Source organism: Streptomonospora alba, from assembly GCF_000826685.1.
Taxonomy (GTDB): Bacteria; Actinomycetota; Actinomycetes; order Streptosporangiales; family Streptosporangiaceae; genus Streptomonospora; species Streptomonospora alba.
In genome coordinates this window covers 121,513-141,094 of sequence record NZ_JROO01000027.1, presented here as the reverse complement: position 1 = coordinate 141,094, position 19,582 = coordinate 121,513, and the positions used below count along the sequence as shown (strand labels likewise).

At 73.2% G+C, this 19,582-nt stretch carries 17 protein-coding genes; 8 read left to right on the top strand and 9 right to left on the bottom strand.

The window, feature by feature from the left end:
- Positions 1-137: 137 nt before the first annotated feature.
- The 6 genes from LP52_RS14190 to LP52_RS14165 all read left to right on the top strand — a co-directional run bounded on the left by LP52_RS14190 (position 138) and on the right by LP52_RS14165 (position 7,492).
- A complete protein-coding gene (locus tag LP52_RS14190; RefSeq protein WP_040273957.1) occupies positions 138-2,276 on the top strand; it encodes a hydantoinase/oxoprolinase family protein in 2,139 nt (712 codons plus the stop codon).
- Positions 2,273-4,159 carry a hydantoinase B/oxoprolinase family protein gene (locus LP52_RS14185; RefSeq protein ID WP_052809832.1) on the top strand — a complete coding sequence of 629 codons (1,887 nt, stop codon included), beginning with the start codon at positions 2,273-2,275 and terminating at the stop codon, positions 4,157-4,159. The genes LP52_RS14190 and LP52_RS14185 overlap by 4 nt, the downstream gene beginning before the upstream one ends.
- Positions 4,156-5,094: a carbamate kinase gene (locus LP52_RS14180; protein ID WP_238580922.1), complete on the top strand. Its 939-nt coding sequence runs from the start codon at positions 4,156-4,158 to the stop codon at positions 5,092-5,094. Before LP52_RS14185 ends, LP52_RS14180 begins: the two co-directional genes overlap by 4 nt.
- Positions 5,095-5,147: 53 nt before the next feature.
- Positions 5,148-6,257, top strand: coding sequence for a barbiturase (locus tag LP52_RS14175; protein WP_040273955.1), 1,110 nt, complete (start codon positions 5,148-5,150; stop codon positions 6,255-6,257).
- 211 nt (positions 6,258-6,468) lie between these two features.
- Positions 6,469-6,738, top strand: a complete 270-nt coding sequence (locus LP52_RS14170) for a DUF6406 domain-containing protein (RefSeq protein WP_040273954.1) — start codon at positions 6,469-6,471, stop codon at positions 6,736-6,738.
- A 457-nt stretch (positions 6,739-7,195) separates the two neighbouring features.
- The gene (locus tag LP52_RS14165) at positions 7,196-7,492 is read left to right on the top strand and encodes a Dabb family protein (protein ID WP_040273952.1); all 297 of its coding nucleotides are present in this window, start codon (positions 7,196-7,198) and stop codon (positions 7,490-7,492) included.
- A gap of 286 nt (positions 7,493-7,778) precedes the next feature.
- On the opposite strand, the gene LP52_RS14160 is transcribed toward LP52_RS14165, so the two are convergent.
- The 6 genes from LP52_RS14160 to LP52_RS14135 form a co-directional block, all read right to left on the bottom strand.
- Positions 7,779-8,147 (bottom strand): hypothetical protein, encoded by a 369-nt coding sequence (locus LP52_RS14160; RefSeq protein WP_040273950.1) that lies wholly within the window; start codon positions 8,145-8,147, stop codon positions 7,779-7,781.
- Positions 8,148-8,685: 538 nt separating this feature from the next.
- On the bottom strand, positions 8,686-9,804 hold the full coding sequence (locus LP52_RS14155) for a cytochrome d ubiquinol oxidase subunit II (RefSeq protein ID WP_040273948.1): 1,119 nt from the start codon (positions 9,802-9,804) through the stop codon (positions 8,686-8,688).
- A 46-nt stretch (positions 9,805-9,850) separates the two neighbouring features.
- Entirely contained in the window at positions 9,851-11,107 is a 1,257-nt protein-coding gene (locus LP52_RS14150; protein ID WP_040274070.1) for a cytochrome ubiquinol oxidase subunit I, read from the bottom strand.
- A gap of 241 nt (positions 11,108-11,348) precedes the next feature.
- Positions 11,349-12,014: a response regulator gene (locus LP52_RS14145; protein ID WP_040273946.1), complete on the bottom strand. Its 666-nt coding sequence runs from the start codon at positions 12,012-12,014 to the stop codon at positions 11,349-11,351.
- Complete coding sequence (locus tag LP52_RS14140; protein ID WP_084723184.1) at positions 12,011-13,309, bottom strand: sensor histidine kinase; 1,299 nt, start codon at positions 13,307-13,309, stop codon at positions 12,011-12,013. Before LP52_RS14140 ends, LP52_RS14145 begins: the two co-directional genes overlap by 4 nt.
- 115 nt (positions 13,310-13,424) lie before the next feature.
- Entirely contained in the window at positions 13,425-14,444 is a 1,020-nt protein-coding gene (locus tag LP52_RS14135) for a DMT family transporter (protein WP_052809831.1), read from the bottom strand.
- Positions 14,445-14,851: 407 nt separating this feature from the next.
- Here LP52_RS14135 and LP52_RS14130 point away from each other — a divergent pair, with 407 nt between their 5' ends.
- Positions 14,852-15,544 carry a hypothetical protein gene (locus LP52_RS14130; RefSeq protein WP_040273945.1) on the top strand — a complete coding sequence of 231 codons (693 nt, stop codon included), beginning with the start codon at positions 14,852-14,854 and terminating at the stop codon, positions 15,542-15,544.
- Between the two features lie 39 nt (positions 15,545-15,583).
- Here the strand turns inward: LP52_RS14130 and LP52_RS14125 are convergent, their stop codons facing one another.
- Complete coding sequence (locus tag LP52_RS14125) at positions 15,584-16,423, bottom strand: spermidine synthase (protein WP_052809830.1); 840 nt, start codon at positions 16,421-16,423, stop codon at positions 15,584-15,586.
- A 321-nt stretch (positions 16,424-16,744) separates the two neighbouring features.
- On the opposite strand from LP52_RS14125, the gene LP52_RS14120 reads away from it, so the two are divergent.
- Positions 16,745-18,484, top strand: a complete 1,740-nt coding sequence (locus LP52_RS14120; RefSeq protein ID WP_040274066.1) for a proline--tRNA ligase — start codon at positions 16,745-16,747, stop codon at positions 18,482-18,484.
- A 61-nt stretch (positions 18,485-18,545) separates the two neighbouring features.
- Here the strand turns inward: LP52_RS14120 and LP52_RS14115 are convergent, their stop codons facing one another.
- Entirely contained in the window at positions 18,546-19,031 is a 486-nt protein-coding gene (locus LP52_RS14115) for a ferritin-like domain-containing protein (RefSeq protein WP_040273943.1), read from the bottom strand.
- Positions 19,031-19,543 (bottom strand): hypothetical protein, encoded by a 513-nt coding sequence (locus LP52_RS14110; protein ID WP_040273942.1) that lies wholly within the window; start codon positions 19,541-19,543, stop codon positions 19,031-19,033. Before LP52_RS14110 ends, LP52_RS14115 begins: the two co-directional genes overlap by 1 nt.
- Positions 19,544-19,582 lie beyond the last annotated feature (39 nt).

Genomic DNA, 19,582 nt, shown 5'->3' with positions numbered 1-19,582 from the left:
TGCCGCGACCAAAGAAACCGCTCAGGTGTTGTCAGATCTTGCCGATTAACCACGCCGCTGCGACCAGTTGAATCCCTAGTGCGGCCCCGCGCTCGCGGCGGCCGCGGACGATTCGACGGACACGCAGGGGCGGGTGAATGGCAGGGCAGCGCAGAGTCCGCATCGGCATCGACACCGGCGGCACCTTCACCGACGTCGTGGCACTCGACGAGGCCACCGGAGCGCTGCTGGCGACCAAGACCCCGTCGACACCCGCCGACCCCTCCGCCGGATTCATGGACGGCGCCGCCAAGGCCCTCGACCTGCTGGGCGCCCAGACCGAGGTCAGCGCCCTGTGCCACGGCACCACCGTGGCCACCAACCTGCTGCTGGAAGGCGAGACGGGCCCGCTCGGATTCATCACCACCGAGGGCTACGAGTTCATCTTGGAGATCGCCCGCCAAGCAGTGCCCGACGGCTACGGCAACTCCTACTTCTGGGTGAAGCCCGAGCGGATCGTGCCCGCCGACCTGGTGCGCACCGTCGGCGGCAGACTCGACCACACCGGCGCCGAGATCCGGCCCCTGGACGAGGACCAGGCCGCTGAGGCCGCCCGCTGGTTCCGCGACCGCGGCATCGACACCATCGGCGTGTGCCTGCTGCACTCCTACGCCGACCCCGCACACGAGCGCCGGCTGCGCGAGATCCTGCGTGCCGAACACCCCGGGGCGACCGTCTCCATCAGCTCGGAGGTGCTGCGCGAGTACCGCGAGTACGAGCGCTCCATGACCACCCTCGTCGACGCCGCCGTCAAACCCGGAGTCGCCCGCTACATCGGCGGCATCGCCGCGCGCCTGGAGCAGGCCGGGCTCGGCGCCGGCGGCGGGCGCCCGCCGTTTCTGGTGATGAAGTCCAACGGCGGTGTGCTCTCCGCCGAGGAGGTCGTCAACCAGCCCATCAGCACGGTGATGTCGGGCCCGGCCGCCGGGGCGCTGGGCGCCGCCCTGCTGGCCGGGCGCGCCGGCTACGACCGCGTCCTCACCCTCGACGGCGGCGGCACCTCCACCGACGTGTCGGTCGTGCTCGACGGCGAGCCCGGGCTGACCACCGAGGGCAGCGTCGGCCGCCACCCGTCCAAGATCCCGATGATCGACGTCGTCACGGTCGGCGCCGGCGGCGGATCCATCGCGCGCATCTCCCCGGAGGGCGCCCTCAAGGTCGGCCCCGCCTCGGCCGGCGCCGACCCCGGCCCGGTCTGCTACGGCAAGGGCGGCGCCGAACCCACCGTCACCGACGCCCACGCCGCCCTCGGTCGCATCCCGCCGCACTTGCTCGGGGGCGAGATGCCTCTGGACGCCGCCGCCGCGCAGGAGGCCCTGGCCGGGCTGGGACACAAGCTGGGCATGGACACGGCCGAGACCGCCGAGGGCATCCTGCGGATCTCGGCGTGGAACCAGGCCAACGCCCTGCGCCAGGTCACCGTCCAGCGCGGGCTGGACGTGCGCGACTTCCACCTGGTGGCCTTCGGCGGCTCGGGCTCGCTGCTGCTGTGCCCGCTGCTGGACATCCTCGGCCCCGCGGGCGCGTTCGTGCCGCCCGACCCCGCCAACGTCTCGGCGTTCGGGCTGCTGAGCGTGGACGTGCGCAACGACTACGTGCGCACCCGCGTCGCCCGCCACGCAGACCTGGACGCGAGCGCGGCCGAGTCCGTCTTCGGCGAACTCGCGGCCGAGGCGGCCGCGTCCCTGCGAGACGAGGGGTTCGACGACGAGGTCGGTCAGGACGGCGTCGGCGGGATGCGCCTGGAGCGCAGCGCCGACCTGCGCTACTTCGGCCAGGCCTACGAGGTGCGGGTGCCGGTCCCGCCCGGTCCGCTGGACGCCGCTGCCGCCGACGAGGTCGCCGCGGAGTTCCACACCGCACACCGCGACCTCTACGGCTACGACCTGCGTGACGATCCCAATCAGCAGGTGGAGTGGGTCAACCTGCGCGTCACCGGCATCGGCCGCATCCGCCGGCCCGAACCGCGGCCCCTCACCGCCGGCGGCGAGGGCGGCCCCGAGAGGGCGCGCACCGGGGCGCGCGACGTCCGCTTCGACGGCGCCGTCTGCCCCGACACCCCGGTCTACCGGCGCGACCTGCTCGCACCCGGCCAGACCGTCTCGGGCCCCGCGGTGATCGAGGAGTACGCCTCGACCCTGCCTCTGCACCCCGGGTTCACCGCCCGCGTGCACCCCGACGGCGGTCTCGCCGTCACCGCCGATACCCCGCCCGCAGTCGAGGAGGCGCAGCGTTGAACGACGGCCCCGCTGCCACGGCCGCCGACCGGCCCCCGGCCGACCCGGTGCTGGTCGAGATCGTCGAAGGCACCCTCGCGTCGGTGGAGAAGGAGGTCGAGACCGCGATCGCGCGCACCTCCCGATCGCCCATGATCCGCGACGCCCACGACTTCCGCGCAGGCATCCACGACCGGCGGCTGCGCAAGCTCACCGGCCGCTCCTACTCGGCCCTGGTCCATCCCGTCGCCCGCGACTTCCCGCTTGAGACCATGCGCCCCGGCGACGTGTTCTTCCACAACGACGTGTACGAGTCCGAGGGCGGCATCGGCCACCTGCCCGACCTGTGCGTGACGGTGCCGGTATTCCACGACGACGGTTCGGGCCCCGAGGTGGTGGCGTTCGTGCAGGCCTTCGGCCACCACGACGACATCGGCGGCGCCTGCCCCGGATCCATGCCGCCCAAGGCGACCTCGGTGTTCGAGGAGGGCCTCATGGTCCCGCCGATCAAGCTGTGGGACCAGGGTGTGCCCAACCGCGCCGCGCTGCGCATCATGGTGCGCAACTCCCGCATGCCCGACTCGCTGGCGGCCGACCTCGACGCCGAATGCTCCGCCTGCCTGATGGGGGCTCGCCGGCTCGCCGACCTGTTCGACCGCTACGGCCGCGCCGCCGTCGAGCGCAGTTTCGACGCCGTGCTGGAGGCCACCACCGAGACCTACCGGCGTGAGATCCTGGCCAAGATCCCCGACGGCACCTACATGTGGGAGGACTACGCCGAGCACGACGGCGTCGACGAGCCGCGGCTGCACCGCCAGCGCATCACGCTGACCAAGGAGCCCGACCGGCTGGTCATCGACTTCACCGGCACCTCGCCGCAGGCCCGAGGGCCCATCAACCACTGCGGCGACTACGCCGACGGCAACTTCCTCAAGAAGTGGCTGGCGCCGATCCTGCGCAACCTCGCCGACACCCCGGAGCGCATGGCCGAACTCGACGTCAACGAGGGCGTGGTGCCGCTCATCGAGATGCGCTTTCCGGAGAAGGGCACTCTGCTCACGCCCGTCTTCCCGGCGCCCACCAACGCGCGCACCTTCGTCATCCTGCGCCTGCTGGGCGTGCTCGCCGGCGCTCTGGCCAAGGCCGTGGACGGCTACATGCCCGCCGACCAGGAGACCATCCGCTACACCGGCGTCTTCGGCACCGGCACCGACGGCGAGCCCTACCTCATGCGCGAGGTGCTGGGCGGCGGCTCCGGCGGGCGGCACTACGCCGACGGCGAGGACACCATCCACGTGGTGCCCGACTCCCGCAACCTGCCCACCGAGTTCACCGAGTCGCGGTTCCCCTTCATCGTCGAGAGGCTGGGCCTGGCTGCCGACTCCGGCGGCGCAGGGAGGTTCCGCGGCGGGCTGGGCTACGAAAAGCACATCCGGATGCTGCGCGACGCGTCGTTCATGTCCATCGCCGACCGCTCCATCCTCTCCTGCTGGGGCGTCAAGGGCGGCCGCGCCGGAGCGCCGTTCCAGGTGACCATCGACCCCGGCGGACCCCATGAGCGCGAGTCGGGCGGGCTGGTCGAGGCCGAACCGGTGCGCGCGGGCGAGATCATCCGCATCCGCACCACCGGCGGCGGCGGATGGGGCGACCCGCTGGAACGCGACCCCGCCGCGGTGGTCGCCGATGTGCGGTGCGGAAAGGTCTCCCGCGAGGCCGCCCGCGCCGACTACGGCGTGCCCGTCGAGGGACCCCGCGACGATCCGTGGACCGACGCGGTCGAGGTGGAGCGCCTGCGCGCCGAACTGCGCCGCGTCCGGCCCGACGACGCGCCCTTCTTCGACCGCGGCCCCGGATACCCCGTCCTGTCCGGCGGCGCGGACAGCGCGGAGGTCGATCGCCTGTGATTTCGCGTGTTGTGATCGCCCTGGGCGGCAACGCCATGACCGCCCCCGACGGCAGCGCCCGCCCCGACGACCAGCGCAGCGCGCTCACATCGGCGATGGAGCACGTCGCCGACCTGGTCGCCGCCGGCACCGAGGTCGTGCTCACCCACGGCAACGGTCCTCAGGTCGGCAACCTGCTGGTCAAAAACGAGCTGGCCGCCGACACGGTCCCCCCGGTCACCCTCGACTGGTGCGGCGCGCAGACCCAGGCCACCATCGGCTTCACCATCGCCAACGCGCTGGAGTCGGCGCTGGCCCGCCGCGGGCGGCAGCGCGCCGTCAGCGCCGTGGTCACACGCACGCTCGTCGACGCCGCCGACCCGGCCTTCGACAGGCCGGCCAAGCCGGTCGGCCGCTATGTACCCCGAGACGAGGCCCGGCGCTTGGCCGCCCTCGGACAGGACTGGGTGGACTTCGGAGAGCGCGGCTGGCGCCGCGTGGTGGCGTCCCCCCAGCCGTGCGAGATCCTCGATGCGCCCGCCGTGCGCGCGCTGCTCGACGCCGGCGTGGTGCCGGTGGCCGCGGGCGGCGGCGGAGTGCCCGTGACGCGCGACGCCTCCGGCGGACTGCACGGCGTGCAGGCCGTACTGGACAAGGACCGCACCGCCGCCCTCATGGCGTGCGCCCTGGGGGCCGACGCCCTGCTGATCGCCACCGACGTGCCCAACGCGGTCGTCGACTACGGCACGTCCCACGCCCGTCCCATCGGGCGCATCCGCGCCGGCGACCTGCGCGCCCACCTCCTCGGCGGGCAGTTCGCCGAGGGAAGCATGGGCCCCAAGGTCGAGGCCGCCGTGCGGTTCGTGGAATCGGGCGGCCAGCGCGCCGTCATCACCGGACTCGACGGTGTCGCCGCAGGATTGGCCGGGCAGGCGGGTACCGTCGTCGAACCCTGAAACCCGGACCCGAGCAGCAGCCGAGAACTCCGCAACGAAAGAGGTGGACCCAGATGCCCACACCCGTCGAGGTGCACAAGGTGGCGATCGAGAGTGTGACGGACGCGTCCGGGCTGGCCCGGCTGATCGACGACGGCACCGTGCGCGCCGACGACGTGCTGGCCGTGATCGGCAAGACCGAGGGCAACGGCGGTGTCAACGACTACACCCGGATCCTTGCCGACCGGGCCTTCCGTGAGGTGCTGACGGACAAGGGGAGCCGCAGCGAGGAGGCCGTGAAGCAGGTCCCGCTGGTGTGGTCGGGCGGCACCGACGGCGTCCTCTCGCCGCACGCCACGGTCTTCGCCCGCGCGCCCGAGGGGCGCTACACGCCCACCGACGAGCCGCGGCTGGCTGTGGGCATCGCCATGAGCGAGGAGATCCTGCCCGAGGACATCGGGCGTCCGGCCATGGTGCGCAAGGTCGCCGCGGGTGTGCGCACGGCGATGCGGGAGGCCGGGATCACCGACCCCGCCGACGTGCACTACGTGCAGACCAAGACTCCGCTGCTGGTGCTGGGGACCATCAACGACGCCAAGTCGCGCGGCCACAGCGTGGTCACCGAGGACACGCTCAAGTCGATGGACATCTCCAACTCCACCACCGCCTTGGGGATCGGCACCGCGCTGGGCGAGATCGAGGAGCCCGCGGCCGAGCAGATCCACTCCGACCTCAGCCTGTACTCCTCGGTGGCCTCCTGCTCCTCCGGTGTGGAGCTGGACCGGGCCCAGATCGTGGTGGTGGGCAACGCGCGCGGCGTGGGCGGCAGGTTCCGCGCCGGGCACGGGGTCATGGCCGACGCTCTGGACGCCGACGGGATCTGGTCGGCCGTGCGCTCGGCAGGCGTGGACCTGCCCGAGCGCCCCCACCCCGACGATCTGGACGACCGGTTGGTCAACGTCTTCATCAAGTGCGAGGCCGACCCATCGGGGCGGGTGCGTGGGCGGCGCAACATCATGCTCGACGACTCCGACGTGCACTGGCACCGGCAGATCAAGGCCACCGTCGGCGGCGTCGCGGCCGGAGTGACCGGCGATCCGGCGGTGTTCGTCTCGGTCGCGGCGGTCCACCAGGGCCCCTCGGGCGGAGGCACCGTGGCAGCTGTCGCCGACCTCGGAGGGTGACGTTTCCGGCATTCCACGGCCCTTTTCGGTCGGCCGCACCGACTGTACGCTCCCGGAACCGATGCCGCTGAGTCCCCGAGCCTCGATGCAATTGCACGGCAGGCGGGGTAAGGTTCGAAACACCCAAGGGCGGACCACCCTGCCCGGAACCCGCCCGCCCTTCCGCATGGGCGGAAACCGGGACTTCTCGCATGACGGGAGACGGTCGGACGTGGAGCATGAAATCGGTGCGGAAGAGAAGATCAGCTACGGCCGGAACGACCGCTTCATGGGCGGCCCGGTCGGCGGCGGCCGCTTCTGGCTGGAGGACGACGGCACCCCTGCGGCCAAGCTCGGCGGGCCCGAGGAGTGGCGCGACCAGGGCATGATCGACGTGCGCAGAGGCGACACGTTCACCGTCGGCGGCCAGACCTGGCGGATCACCGACATCGTCGCCGCCGACTCCGACGACGCCTACCTCACGGCGGTCCGCGTGAGCTGACGAGCACACGGCGGTCGGCGCCCGGGCCCGTACGTGCCCGGGCGCTCGTGTGTCGGGGGCCGGGCGGCGCGGAGCGGGCGGCCCGCCTTCCTGCACGGACATGCTCGGCGCCCTCGCCGACAGCGGGAACGCGTCCGCCGCGGAACCCCTGATCCCGCTTATGTCCGGTTTATACGGGCAGGTCACTCAGTCGGACTCGGCGGCCGAAAGCAAGCAATCGAGACGTTCCGGTTACCGGATCAGGCCGTCCGCGTGACCGGAGCCCCGTTACCGTCGTCAGCACGCGGTGCCCCATCGCGCGGCCTCGTCCCCGGCCCCGCACGGCCCTGAGGGCGCGCTACCGCGGTTCATCCCCCCTTCGGCCGGCCCCAGGAGCTGTCCCCCGCCCCTGGGGCCGGAGCCGTGTACCGGCCGTGCCGCCGGAGGGGGCGGGGCGCGGGTCCTGTAGCTTCGTGCCATGGCACTGAGGCATATCGCGCTGTTCCGCTGGTCCGAGGACGTCACGCCCGCTCAGATCGCCCGGGTCGAGGAGGCGCTCGGGCGCCTGCCCGGTCTGATCTCCGAGCTCGACGGCTACTCCTTCGGCCGCGACCTCGGCATCGGGGCCGACACCTACGACTTCGCGGTGGTCGCCGACGTCGCGGACGAGGACGCCTTCGCGGCCTACCGCGACCACCCCGAGCACCAGGCCGCCCTGGGGATCATCCGCCCGCTGCTCGCCGACCGGGCGGCCGTGCAGTTCTCCACGAGCTGATCCGAGGCCGGTGGAGATCCCTGCCTAGATCGCGTTCTCGCCGCGCTCGGTCCGGCGAGGACCCCCGGCTCACAGGGGTATAGCCGGTTCATCGGCAGGTATTGCGGTGAAACCGGTTCTACAGCTAATTTCGGCTCTGAGGCCCGGCATGGTGAGAGGCCGGGCGGCGGGGACCCTCCGCCGCCCGGCCGGACACCGGGCGCCTGCGCGCCGCCTGCCGGCGGTGGAACGCGCCCCGCCGTCGGCGGGTGGCGCCCTTGGACCACCGATGCCGCGCCCGCGTCCCTCAGTCCAGCAGGCGCCCCATCTCCCGCACGGTGGGGCAGGGCCATCGCAGCATGCAGCAGCGGCACCGCCGGACGGGTGGCGTGCTGTCGCTGCTGAGGGCACCGGCGTCGCGCGGGCGGTGCGTCTCCAGCAGTGCCAGGCACAGGTCGGCGAATGAGGCGATCTCCTGGCGGGCGTTGGCGTAGAAGGCGATGTCGTTGATCCGCATCAGCGCGTTGCCGTCGGACTGCGCGGGGACCCCGACCGTGTCGGGCCCCCACGGCACCGCTTTGGCCGCGCGTTCGCGGATGCCTTCCACGTAGATGCGGAGCCGCTCGTGGTCGTCGAGCTGCCCGGCCGTGGACGCGAAGATGTCCGAGAGCGACATGCGGCCTCCCCGTGCGGCGCCGACCCCGCGACACGCCGCGGTCGGCGGCGGTGTTGTCTCGAACGAGGATTGTCGCAGCCGCCCGGTCCTCGCGCCGAGTGGGCGCGCCGATTCGGTGCGTGACCGAACGGATGGCTGCTGTTCGGGACGTGCGCGGGCCGCCGGCCCGGGGTGCCCGGAACCGGCGGCCGCGGTGGTCAGCTGCAGTTGCCGCCGCAGCTGCAGCTGCCGCCGCTCTGGCAGCCGCAGCCGCAGTTCGAGCCGCAGTTGCAGCCGCCGGGGACCGGGGGAGTGGGGGCGGACTCGGGCATGGTGCCTCCTCGAAGGGGGTGGCGGACGCCCGCCGGGGCAGGCGTCGCACTGCGTCGACACAGATGCCCGCTGTGCGTGGTCGCCAACCCGTCCGCGGGGTTCGATGAGTGTTGCCCCCGCTGCGGTGCCGCCCCGAGAAGCACGCCGGGCGGCCGCCGGTAGACGGCCGCCCGGCTCCGCTCCCGCTCCCGCCCGGCCGGGCGCGCCCATGCGCCGATCGGCGGGATCAGCCGAAGAACCCCGACGCCGGCGCCGGCCGCCGCACCATCCGGTACAGCCAGATCTGGCCCAGCACCATGAACGGGACGAGGGGGGCGACGGCCGAGTAGAACAGCACGGCGATGCCGTCCGGAACCGGGGCCACGGGCAGGTTCACCGCAGCAGCGATCAGCAGCGGAACCGACGCCAGAGCCGCGGCCGAGGTGTGCCGTGACAGCCGCGGTCCCGTCAGTCCCGACGTCGCGGCGAGTGCACCCAGCACCACGAGTGCCGTCGCGGCGGCCGCCAGCGGACGCTCGGCCGCCACACCGCCGGGAAGCGGCGACGCCGCCGCTGCGAGGAGGGCCGCGGCCAGCGCCGCGCGCGCGAGCGGGCGCGTCGCCCGGGCGGCGGTGTCGGCGGACACAGCGGATTCGGTCGGCATGGAACCGGGGGCCGCCGTGTGCCCGATAACAGCTGCCGGAACCCCCGACGCGGTCCGTGCGCCGCCGGCGCCGGACCCGCTCGCCCCGCCGCCCGGGAGGCGGCCGGGCACGGCGCCGCCCCCTCCCGCGGCCACACCGTCGGGCGCCGGCGAGGGGCTCTGCCGGTGCATCGGCTCCGCCGCGGCCGCCGGAACCAGCCTCTCAGCGCCGAACGCCGCGCCGCGCAGCGCGAACAGCGCGACGGCCGTCAGCGCGCACGCGATCGCGAACGGGCTCAGGAGGCTTCCGCCCCCCAGCAGCCCGCCGACGACCAGGCCCAGGCTCAGCGCCAGCGTCCAGCTCCCGCCGACGATCCACACGTCGCAGACCGCCCGCCCGGCGCCCGTGCGCATGCGGCCGCGCATCCACAGCCCCGCGTCGCGGAACAGCCACCCGGCCAGCAGCGCCACGAAGACCGGCCACCGGCCCGTGATCACCTCGGCTTTCAACACGGGGAACAGTCCCATGGCCACGCCCACCGTGCCGAGCAGCCACACTTCGCTGCCCAGGAAGTAGGGGGCCATGGCCGAGACCGCGCGCCTGCGCTCGGCGCCGGTGCGGGCCACGTAGGGCATCAGCATGCCCAGCCCGATGTCGCATCCGGCGAGGACGAGATAGCCCGACACGAGACCGGCGAGGAGGACGACGGCAAGGATTTCCACGGCATGCTCCTTCGGAAAGGGCGGTACGGGGGAGGCGCGGTCCGGGCTAGAAGGTGTGGACGGTCGGGAGTTCGGCGTCGTCGCCCTCGGCCGGCCCCTTCGTGCGCAGGGGCGCGAGCGGGCCGAGCTCGGGGCCGAGCCGGGCGTAGCGCACCAGCAGCACATAGGTCACGGTGGCCAGCGCCGCGAAGGCGAGCGTGAACAGCGAGAACGAGACCGCGGCCATCGACGGCGTCATGTCGGTCATCGCATCGGCAGTGGTCAGCAGGTCCTCCACCGCCCAGGGCTGGCGCTGGGTCTCGCGCAGCACCCACCCGCCGACGCTCGCCCCGTACGGCAGGAACGGCAGCAGCACCAGCGGCCACAGCACGCCCCGCCAGCGGTCCAGGCGGCGCAGCAGCCACACGGCCAGCAGCACCAGCGTGATCACCGACATCAGCGCCCAGGAGCCCATCATCAACCCGTCGCCGAACGCGTCGAAGAATCCCGGCGCGCTGCCCTCGGCCTCGATCGCGGCGATCTCCTCGGGGCCGTAGGTCAGTCCGCTGCCGGGCGGGACCCGATCGTAGAGCGCGAACTGCATGACGCCGACATGGGCAGTGGGGTAGAGCGCCAGAGCGAACACGGCCGTGCCCCAGCGGATGCCGCGCCCGAACATCCGGTCGGGGTCGTTGCGGCGGGCCAGGTGGTAGGCGCTGACCGCGATGACCACCGCCGACCCCAGAACCAGCGCGCTGAGGCAGATGTGCCCGAACGCCATCAGGGTCGACGGGTTGGCCATCAGAGCCGCCGGATCGCTCACCCGCGCCGTGCCGTCCTCGATCCGCAGGCCGCCCACCGGGTAGCGCAGGAAGCCGTTGGCTACCAGCACCCAGTAGGCCGACAGGTAGGCGGTCCCGGTCACGACCGCGAAGCACATCAGGTGCGCCCACCGGCTCATCCGGTCCCAGCCGAAGATCCACAGTCCCAGGAAGGTGGACTCGACGAAGAACGCGCCCATCGTCTCCACGGCCAGCGGTGCGCCGAAGGCGTAGCCGAACATGTCGCCCAGCCCGCTCCAGTTCAGCGCCAGTTGCAGCTCCATGACCAGGCCGGAGAGCACGCCCATGGCGTAGTTGACGACGTAGAGGCCGCCCCAGAAGCGCACCGCCCGCATCCGCGCCTCGTCACGGCGCAGGGTGGCGCCGAGCTGGCCGAACAGGATGAACGGGGCCAGGCCCAAGGTCAGGGCCACGAAGATGTAGTGGACGCTCGCGGTCAGCGCGAACTGGACGCGCGCCAGCAGCAGCGGATCCTGGAACAGGTCGAACATGTCGGTGGCGCCTCACGAGTCGGCGGAGGATGAGCGCTACCGAGCATGGCCGGGCGGTGCCTCGCGGGGCGTCGCCCGGCGGGCGGCTCTGCGCCTACGCCGCCGGGCGCCCACGGCGCCGCCCGGATACCGCCTCCGGCGTAAGGGGCCCCGCAGACCGCCTCGGGGTTTCCGAGGCTCGGCGCAGGAGCGGCCGCGGCCGAGTCGGCCGGCCGACTCGGCCGCGATGCGCCTATTCCAGCCAACCGGGGGCCACGAGCGAGCTCTCGTAGGCGAAGACCACCAACTGAGCGCGGTCGCGCACCCGCAGCTTCACCATGGTCCTGCTGACATGGGTCTTGGCGGTCGCCGGACTGACGACGAGGCGTTCGGCGATCTCCTCGTTGGTCAGTCCGCCGGCCACCAGCGCCAGGACCTCGCGCTCGCGGTCGGTCAGCTCCGCCAGCCGCGCCGAGGGGCGGGGGCGTTTGGGGCGGCCGGCGTAGTCGGCGATCAGCCGCCGCGTGACCGCCGGGGACAGCAGCGCGTCGCCGCGCGTCACCACCCGCACGCCCTGCAGCAGCTCCTCGGGTTCGGTGTCTTTGACCAGGAATCCGCTGGCGCCCGTGCGCAGCGCCTCGAAGATGTACTCGTCCAGGTCGAAGGTCGTCAGTATGACGATGCGTACCGGTTCCAGCGCGGGGTCGGCGAGTATCCGCCGGGTGGCGGCCAGCCCGTCGAGGATCGGCATCCGGATGTCCATGAGGACCACGTCGGGCAGCTCGGCCGCGGTCATCCGCACCGCTTCCTGGCCGTCGGCCGCCTCGGCCACCACCGATACGTCCTCGGCGCTGTCCAGCAGCGCGCGGAATCCGGCGCGCACAAGCGCTTGGTCGTCGGCAAGAAGGACCCTGATCACCCGCGCCGCTCCTCTTCCCCCTGAGGCGGCCGCGCACCGCCGCGCGCTTCGCCGTGCTCGCCGCCGCCTTCGGAGCGGTGCACCGTGTCGCCGATGCCGCCTGCGGAGGCCGCCCCGCCGTCGCCGTCGGCCGGGCCGACACCGTGGCCGGTGCCGGGCAGCCGGGCCCGTACGGCGAATCCTCCGCCGCGGGCGGGTCCCATCGCAACCTCCCCGCCCAGTGCGGCGACCCGCTCGCGCATCCCGGTGATGCCGTTGCCGGGCGCGAAGCCGAACGGCGTCGCCGCGCCGTCGTCGCGCACCAGCAGTCCGACACCGCCCTGTGCGCACTCGATCTCGACGGTGACCGTGGTGGCGCCGGAATGGCGCACCACGTTGGTCAGCGCCTCCTGCACGATGCGATAGGCGGCGGCCTGCACGTTGGTCGCGGTCGGAGGGGGCCCGCCGTCGCGCACGACCCGCACGTCCAGTCCGGCGCGTCGGGCGCCCTCGGCGAGCTCCTCGATCCCCTCAAGACCCGGGGTCGGCGAGCGCGGCGCCTGCTCGTCCACCGAGCGCAGCACGTTGAGCGTCGCCCGCAGCTCCTGCAGCGTGTCCTTGCTGGTCCGCTTGATCGTCGCCAGCGCGTCGGCGGCCCGCTCCGGCTCGGACTCGATCAGGTAGAGCGCGGTGCCCGCCTGCACGTTGATGAGCGAGATGTTGTGCGCGACGGCGTCGTGCACATCGCGGGCCAGCCGCACCCGCTCCTCCGAGGCCCGGCGCTGGATCGCCTCCTCGCGGGTGCGCAGGGCCTCGTCGGCGCGCTCGCTCGCCAGCTTGCGGTACTCGCGCCGCCGCCGAGCCACTTCGCCGGCGATGAGCACGACCAGCACCATCTCCAGTACCGCCACGGTCGAGTCCAGGCGCGGAGTCCCGAAAACCAGCGCCTCCCAGAGGTGGATCACCAGGAACTGCGCCAGTCCCAGGCTCCACGCCTGCCACCGGTAACCGTCGGCGGCCAGTCCGAACAGCGCGACCATCCCGGCCAGGCCCGTGCCGCCGTCGGGAAACCCCAGGGGGTAGTAGACGGTGGACGCCGCGACGGACGCGACCGCGACAGTCACGGGAATCCGGCTGCGCCAGGCCAGCGGGAGCACCGCCGCGCCGGTGCACACCAGCCCCCACGGCACCAGCGGCCGTGAAGCCGGGGGAGGGTCGGGCAGCAGTTGGACCGCTATGGCCCAGGAGAGGATCACCGCCGCCGCAGCGGCCGTGATCCACGCGTCCCCGCGCCGGGGCTTGATCCGGGACAGCATCCTTCGACGCTACGCGCCGGACCCCCTGCCGCCCGTCCTCCGCTGGAAGGTTCTGCCGGGGGCGCGCCTACGCCCCGAGGAGTACGCGGCGGCGGTGCGGCCAGGGCGGTCGGCCTCAGCCCGTCCCGGTCCGCGCGCGGCGGAGCCTGCGGCGGCTGAGCACTCCGGCGGCGTAGTCGGTCCCCATCGCCGCGGCCAGCAGGACGGCGCCGGCCGCGCCGATCGCGGTCATCTCCTCGCCGAGCAGCGCCATGGACAGCAGCGCCGCGGTCAGCGGCTCGGCGATCGTGCCCACGGCGGCCCCGGCGTCGGAGGCCCGGCTGACCCCGCCGAAGTAGGCGAGATAGGCCAGCACCGTGGGCACGAGGCCCAGGTAGACCAGCAGGGCCAGCGGCGCGGGTGCCGGCGGGACCGCCATGCCGGCGATCAGGCCCGCCGGCATCAGCAGCACACCGCCGATGAGCAGCCCCAGCCCCGCGTTGACCAGCGGATCCAGGCCCACCACCGCAGAGCGGTTGACCAGGGTCATCACCGAGAACGTCAGCCCGGCCGCGAGTGCGCAGGTCATGCCCAGCGCCAACTCGGCGGGGCTCGCGTCGGTCGCGGGGAACCCGACCAGCAGCGCCATGCCGGTCACCGCGAGCAGGACGGAGACCGCCAGGCGCGCCGTGGGCGCGCGGCGCGCCAGCAGGCAGATCCCCGCGGCGACGAAAACCGGCACGCTGCCGATCTTGACCAGGGTCGCCAGGCCGACGGGCACCAGTGTCAGCGAGGCGAAGTAGAAGCATTGGAAGGCCGCGTGCAGCAGGCCGTTGACCAGGAGGCGGATGACTACCCGGCGCGTGCGCGGCACGCGGAGCAGGCGGCCCGACAGCGCCAGGTAGCCGCTGACCACCACGCCCGCGAAGAGCAGGCGATAGCAGGCGACGGCCACGACTGTGACACCCGCAGCCTGCAGGCCGTGCCCGGCGATCCCGCTGGTGCCCCACAGCAGCCCGGCGGCCACCAGCAGGACGAATCCGCGCTGGGCGGTATCGGGACCGGCCGCCGTGTCGGGACGGTCGGAGCGGGGAGGCGGTGCGGCGGCGGAGGGGGCTCCGGTCGCGGAGGAGGCGGTGACAGGCGGTTCGGACACGGTGGGCCACTCCGGGGGCGACGGCGATGGTCGAGGAATCGTCGGCGCAGGGGCGTCGCAGCACGTCGGACGTCGCGTCGCGCGGCACCCGCCGTCTCCGCGGGCGGCGCCTCGGAGCCCGGACGCGGGTGCGGCGAACGCCCCTCAGACCACTGGAGGGGGAGTGGCGAATCCTCGTGTCCTGTAGCGCATGCCTGCGAGGGTAGCGCACCCTGTTCAGTCATGGGATGACCGGGTCACCTGCCCGCACGGTGCGGTGAGGGTGGTGCGCGGGTGGGATACTTCCGGGAAGCGACGTCTCCGGCCCACTGACCGGTCCCCGTCCGGCCGCGATCCCGCCGGCGCCCGGTCCGGGCCGAGCGCCACCCCCGCCGACCGCAGTCAGCTCAGGAGCGAGCCCCGCCGCGATGAACGTCCCCGACCCCCCGCCGCACGGCCGGTCCCTGCCCGCCTGGGACGCGCACAGCCGCCTGCTCGCCGAGCCCTACGCCGCCGCCCTGCCCTACCTGCGCATCATCCTCACCGGCGACCCTTCCGAGCTGGGCACCGACAAGCTCGCCTACTCCGTCAATCCGCGCCTGACCGCGCTGCTGTGCTGCCGGACCAACCCGCAGACCTACGAGGCGGCGGTGCTGGACCTCCGGCACGCCCGCGCGTGGGGCGTCAGCAAGCAGGACCTGTGGTTCGCGGCGATGCACAACCTCGCCCACGAGCCTCTCGACCTGCAGAGCCTCCGCACCGACGCCGACACCCCGGTCCACGTCGTGCACGGGATCGGATGGCCGGGATCGGCACACGTGATGCGGCTGGTCGAGGTGGCCCAGGAGCCCCTGCCGTACGGCGCGGTGGTCATGCTGCCCTCGGCCAACACGATGCTGTACGCGGTGCTGCGCAGCAAGCGGTCCCTGTCGCTCATCCCGTTCCTCTACCAGGCCTTCCAGAGCCTGGTGCAGGACGGCGCCCCCGTCACCGACCAGATCATCTGGTGGCGCAACGGGCGCGTCACCGGCATGGGAACCCAGCCCGACCCCAGTGGCGGAGTAGGCATCAGGCAGACGCCGGAGTTCTCGTTCCTGCTGGACCACGAACTGCCCGACTGAGCCCGGTCCGACCGCGACCCGCGAGCGGCGCGGGCGTGCTCAGCGCGCGAACACGTCGTCGGGCGGCGCCGGCGAATCGGTCGCCGCGGCGTCGCGCACCGCGGCCGCGCCGGCGACGAACCGTTCCAGCGTCTCGCCCTCCAGCACCCGGGCCATGTCGGGATCGCGGTGCGCGCGCCGCGTGAGCTCCCCGGCGGGCAGCGGACGCTGCGACCCCAGCAGTACGAAGTTGCCGAACCGCCGCCCGCGCAGTACCCCGGGAGCCGCGATCAGCGCGGTGTGAGCGAAGACCTCGGCCAGCGTGGCCGCCTGGGCGCGTACGTGCCGCAGCCGCCGGCCGTCGCCCACGTTGGCCGCGCACACCCCGCCCTCGTCCAGCACCCGGTCGGCGTCGGCGAAGAACTCCACCGACGTCAGAGCGGCAGGCGTCTGCGCGCCGGCGAACACGTCGCAGACCACGAGGTCGGCGCTGCCACTCTGGCGCCGGGCCAGCCACTCTCGCGCGTCGCCGGTGCCCACTCGCAGATCGGTGCGGCGGTCCCACGGCAGCGACTCGCGCACCAGCTCGACCAACCGCGGGTTGTTGTCCACGGCCCGCTGACGGGATCCCGGGCGGGTGGCCGCGACGTAGCGGGCCAGAGTCAGCGCCCCCGCGCCCAGATGCAGCGCGCGGATCCGCCGGCCGGCGGGAAAGGCCAGGTCGACGGTGTGCCCGATCCGCTGGACGTATTCGAAGTCCAGGTAGGTCGGGTCGGACAGGTCGACGTGCGACTGCGGGGTGCCGTCGACCATCAGCAACCAGGATTCGGCGCGGTCGGCGTCGCGGATCAACTCCACCTCGGGCTGCCGCGTTCCGCTTCCGATTCCGTGCGCTGCCATGCCGATACCGCCCGATCGCCTGCCGTTTCGCCGTGTGCCGATCCGTGTCCAACGGTACGGGCTCCGGGCGGGCCGCCGGCGCTCGGCGGGCGGCATGCCCGCCCCGCCCGTATCGCATGGGCCTGCTGCCGTTCGGGGTGCCTGGGCGCGCGCCGTGCGCGCTAGCCTGGAACTCCTCTGAGTATCGCCCGCGGCGGGCGGCCCCGTCTTCCGCGGACCGCGGATCTCGAAGGGATCACCCGAGACCGGATCCCGTGGACCGGACCGGCTCGCGGATCCGACTGGACTTGTCGACCGACTTGAGGAGTGCCCGTGCTGCGGATGTCGACCCTGTTCCTGCGCACCCTGCGCGAGGACCCGGCGGACGCCGAGGTGCCCAGTCACAGGCTGATGGCGCGCGGGGGCTACGTCCGCCGTGCCGCGCCCGGCATCTACTCCTGGCTGCCGCTGGGCAAGCTCGTGCTCGACAACGTCGCCGCGGTGATCCGCGAGGAGATGGGCCGCATCGGCGCGCAGGAGATGCTGCTGCCCACACTGCTGCCGAGCGAGTACTACGAGGCCACCGGCCGCTGGACCGAGTACGGCGACGCGCTCTTCCGGCTCAAGGACCGCAAGGGCGCCGACTACGCGCTCACCCCCACCCACGAGGAGCTGTTCACCTGGCTGGTCAAGGGCGAGTACAGCTCCTACAAGGACTTCCCGGTGGTCCTGTACCAGATCCAGGAGAAGTTCCGCGACGAGGCCCGCCCCCGGGCCGGCGTGCTGCGCGGCCGCGAGTTCCACATGAAGGACTCCTACTCCTTCGACATCGACGACGAGGGCCTGCAGCGCTCCTACGACCTGCACCGCGAGGCCTATGTGCGGATCTTCGAGCGGCTGGGCCTGAGCTTCGTGGTGGTCTCGGCGCAGTCGGGCGCCATGGGCGGGTCGGCCTCCGAGGAGTTCCTGGCCGAGACCCCCACCGGCGAGGACACCTTCGTCCGCAGCACCGGGTCCGACTACGCCGCCAACGTCGAGGCCGTGCACACCCCAGCACCGCCGGCCGGGTCCGTCGAGGGCCTGCCGGAGGCCCAGGTGCACCGCACCCCCGAGACCCCCACCATCGAGACGCTGGTCGACTTCTTCAACGCCGCCGGCCTCGGGCGCACCTTCACCGCCGCCGACACCCTGAAGAACGTCCTGGTCAAGACGCGCGAGCCCGGCTCCGCGGACTGGGAGGTCATGGGCGTAGGCGTGCCCGGCGACCGCGAGGTCGACATGAAGCGCCTGGAGGCCGCGCTGCACCCGGCCGAGGTCCAGCTCCTCGACGAAGCCGACTTCGAGGCCCACCCGTTCCTGGTCAAGGGCTACGTCGGCCCCAACGCGCTGCTCGCCAACAAGCTGCGCTACGTCGTGGACCCCCGCGTGGTCGAGGGAACGGCCTGGATCACCGGTGCCGACAAGCCCGACCACCACGTGATGAACCTCGTCTGCGGGCGCGACTTCACCCCCGACGGCACCGTCGAGGCCGCCGACGTCCGCGAGGGCGACCCCTCGCCCGACGGGCAGGGCACCCTCTACACCGCCCGCGGCATCGAGATCGGCCACATCTTCCAACTCGGCCGCAAGTACACCGACGCCTTCGAGCTGGACGCGCTGGGCGCCGACGGCAAGCCCAAGCGCGTCACGATGGGCTCCTACGGCATCGGCGTCTCGCGGGTGGTCGCCGCGGTCGTCGAGCAGTGCCACGACGAGAAGGGCGTCGTGTGGCCGCGCGAGGTGGCCCCCGCCGACGTGCACGTGGTGGGCACCGGCAAGGGCGAGCAGATCGACGTGGCGCTGCGCATCGCCGAGGAGCTGGAGCAGCGTGGCGTGCGGGTGCTGGTCGACGACCGCAAGGGCGTCTCGCCCGGCGTGAAGTTCACCGACGCCGAGCTGCTGGGCGTGCCCACCTGCCTCATCGTGGGCAAGGGGCTGTCCGAGGGCCGGCTGGAGCTGCGCGACCGAGCCTCGGGCGAGCAGGAGGAGATCGGCCTGGAGGAGGCCGTCGACCGCGTGGCGTCCGCCGTCGCGGCGGGCTGAGCCGCAGTACGCGTTCAGGGCGACGCGGGCGGGCCCGGCCGCGCCGACCCCGCACGCGTCGTCAACCGCCGGCCTGGGCCGGGGGCCCGCCCTCGGGAAATCCCGGGAACACACCAAGCTCGCCGCCCCACTCCATGCCGCGCAGCGTCGCGTCCTGCAGGGAGCGCAGGGCCAGGTCCCGTACCGCCGTGTCGGGCGAGGCCGCCAGTTCCAGATAGGCCTGCGCCGCCTGGCGTTCCACGCGCCGGGCGTAGCCGTCCAGGTCCGCGTCGCCGTCGCTCTCAGGCAGCTCGTAGGCGGCGGCGCCCGGCTGGGGGCTGGTGCCGCGATCGCCGATCTCGACCCGCAGCGTGTCGCGCTGGGCGCGGTGGGCGTCCAGGTGCTCGTAGCAGCGATCGCGCCGCTCGTCGTCGGACCGGGCGCCGATGTAGGTGTAGGCGTAGACTGCGGCGTGCTCTGCGCGCAGCGCAGCCTGCAGGGAGGGGACGGTTGCGGGCTCGCCCGTGTCGGGCGTCGCCGTCTGCGCGTCCTCGGGTGTGGCGGTCATCAGGACTCCGAGAGCAGTCGGGCATGGCCGGTCTCGCAGGCGCCTATGGCGGCGATGAGCTGCGCCAGACCGGTGTCGGACAGGCGGGTGAGCTGGCGGGCGCGCGAAGCGGCGGCGCTCTGCTCGGCCACACGCAGATCCTCGACCGGCACCGGGCCGTCGCCCACGGGCGCCGGGCTGGGGCGGGGACTCTCCTCCCCGTTCTCCTCGCCGCGCGGTCGCCCCGGCTGCTCGGGCAGCCGCTTGCGCAACGCGGCGACGTGCTCGCGATGGTGGCCCACCAGCCGCTTCAGCAGGTCGGCCGGGCCGTCCCCGGCTGCGATGCTCGCCTCGTAACGCTTGATCAGGCGCCGCTTCTCGGTGATCGCCGAGCGCAGCACGTACTCGTCGGGGCTGATCTCGCTGGGGTACCACCGGGGCCCCTGGCAGCCGCTCAGCGCCGCGGCCGCGATCCCCGCGAGCGCGCCGACGACGACAGTACGGCGGTTGACGGCCCCGTCGTCGTTGCCCACCTTCCCTCCTTACCAGGAAGCCCCGGTCCTGCCGGGATG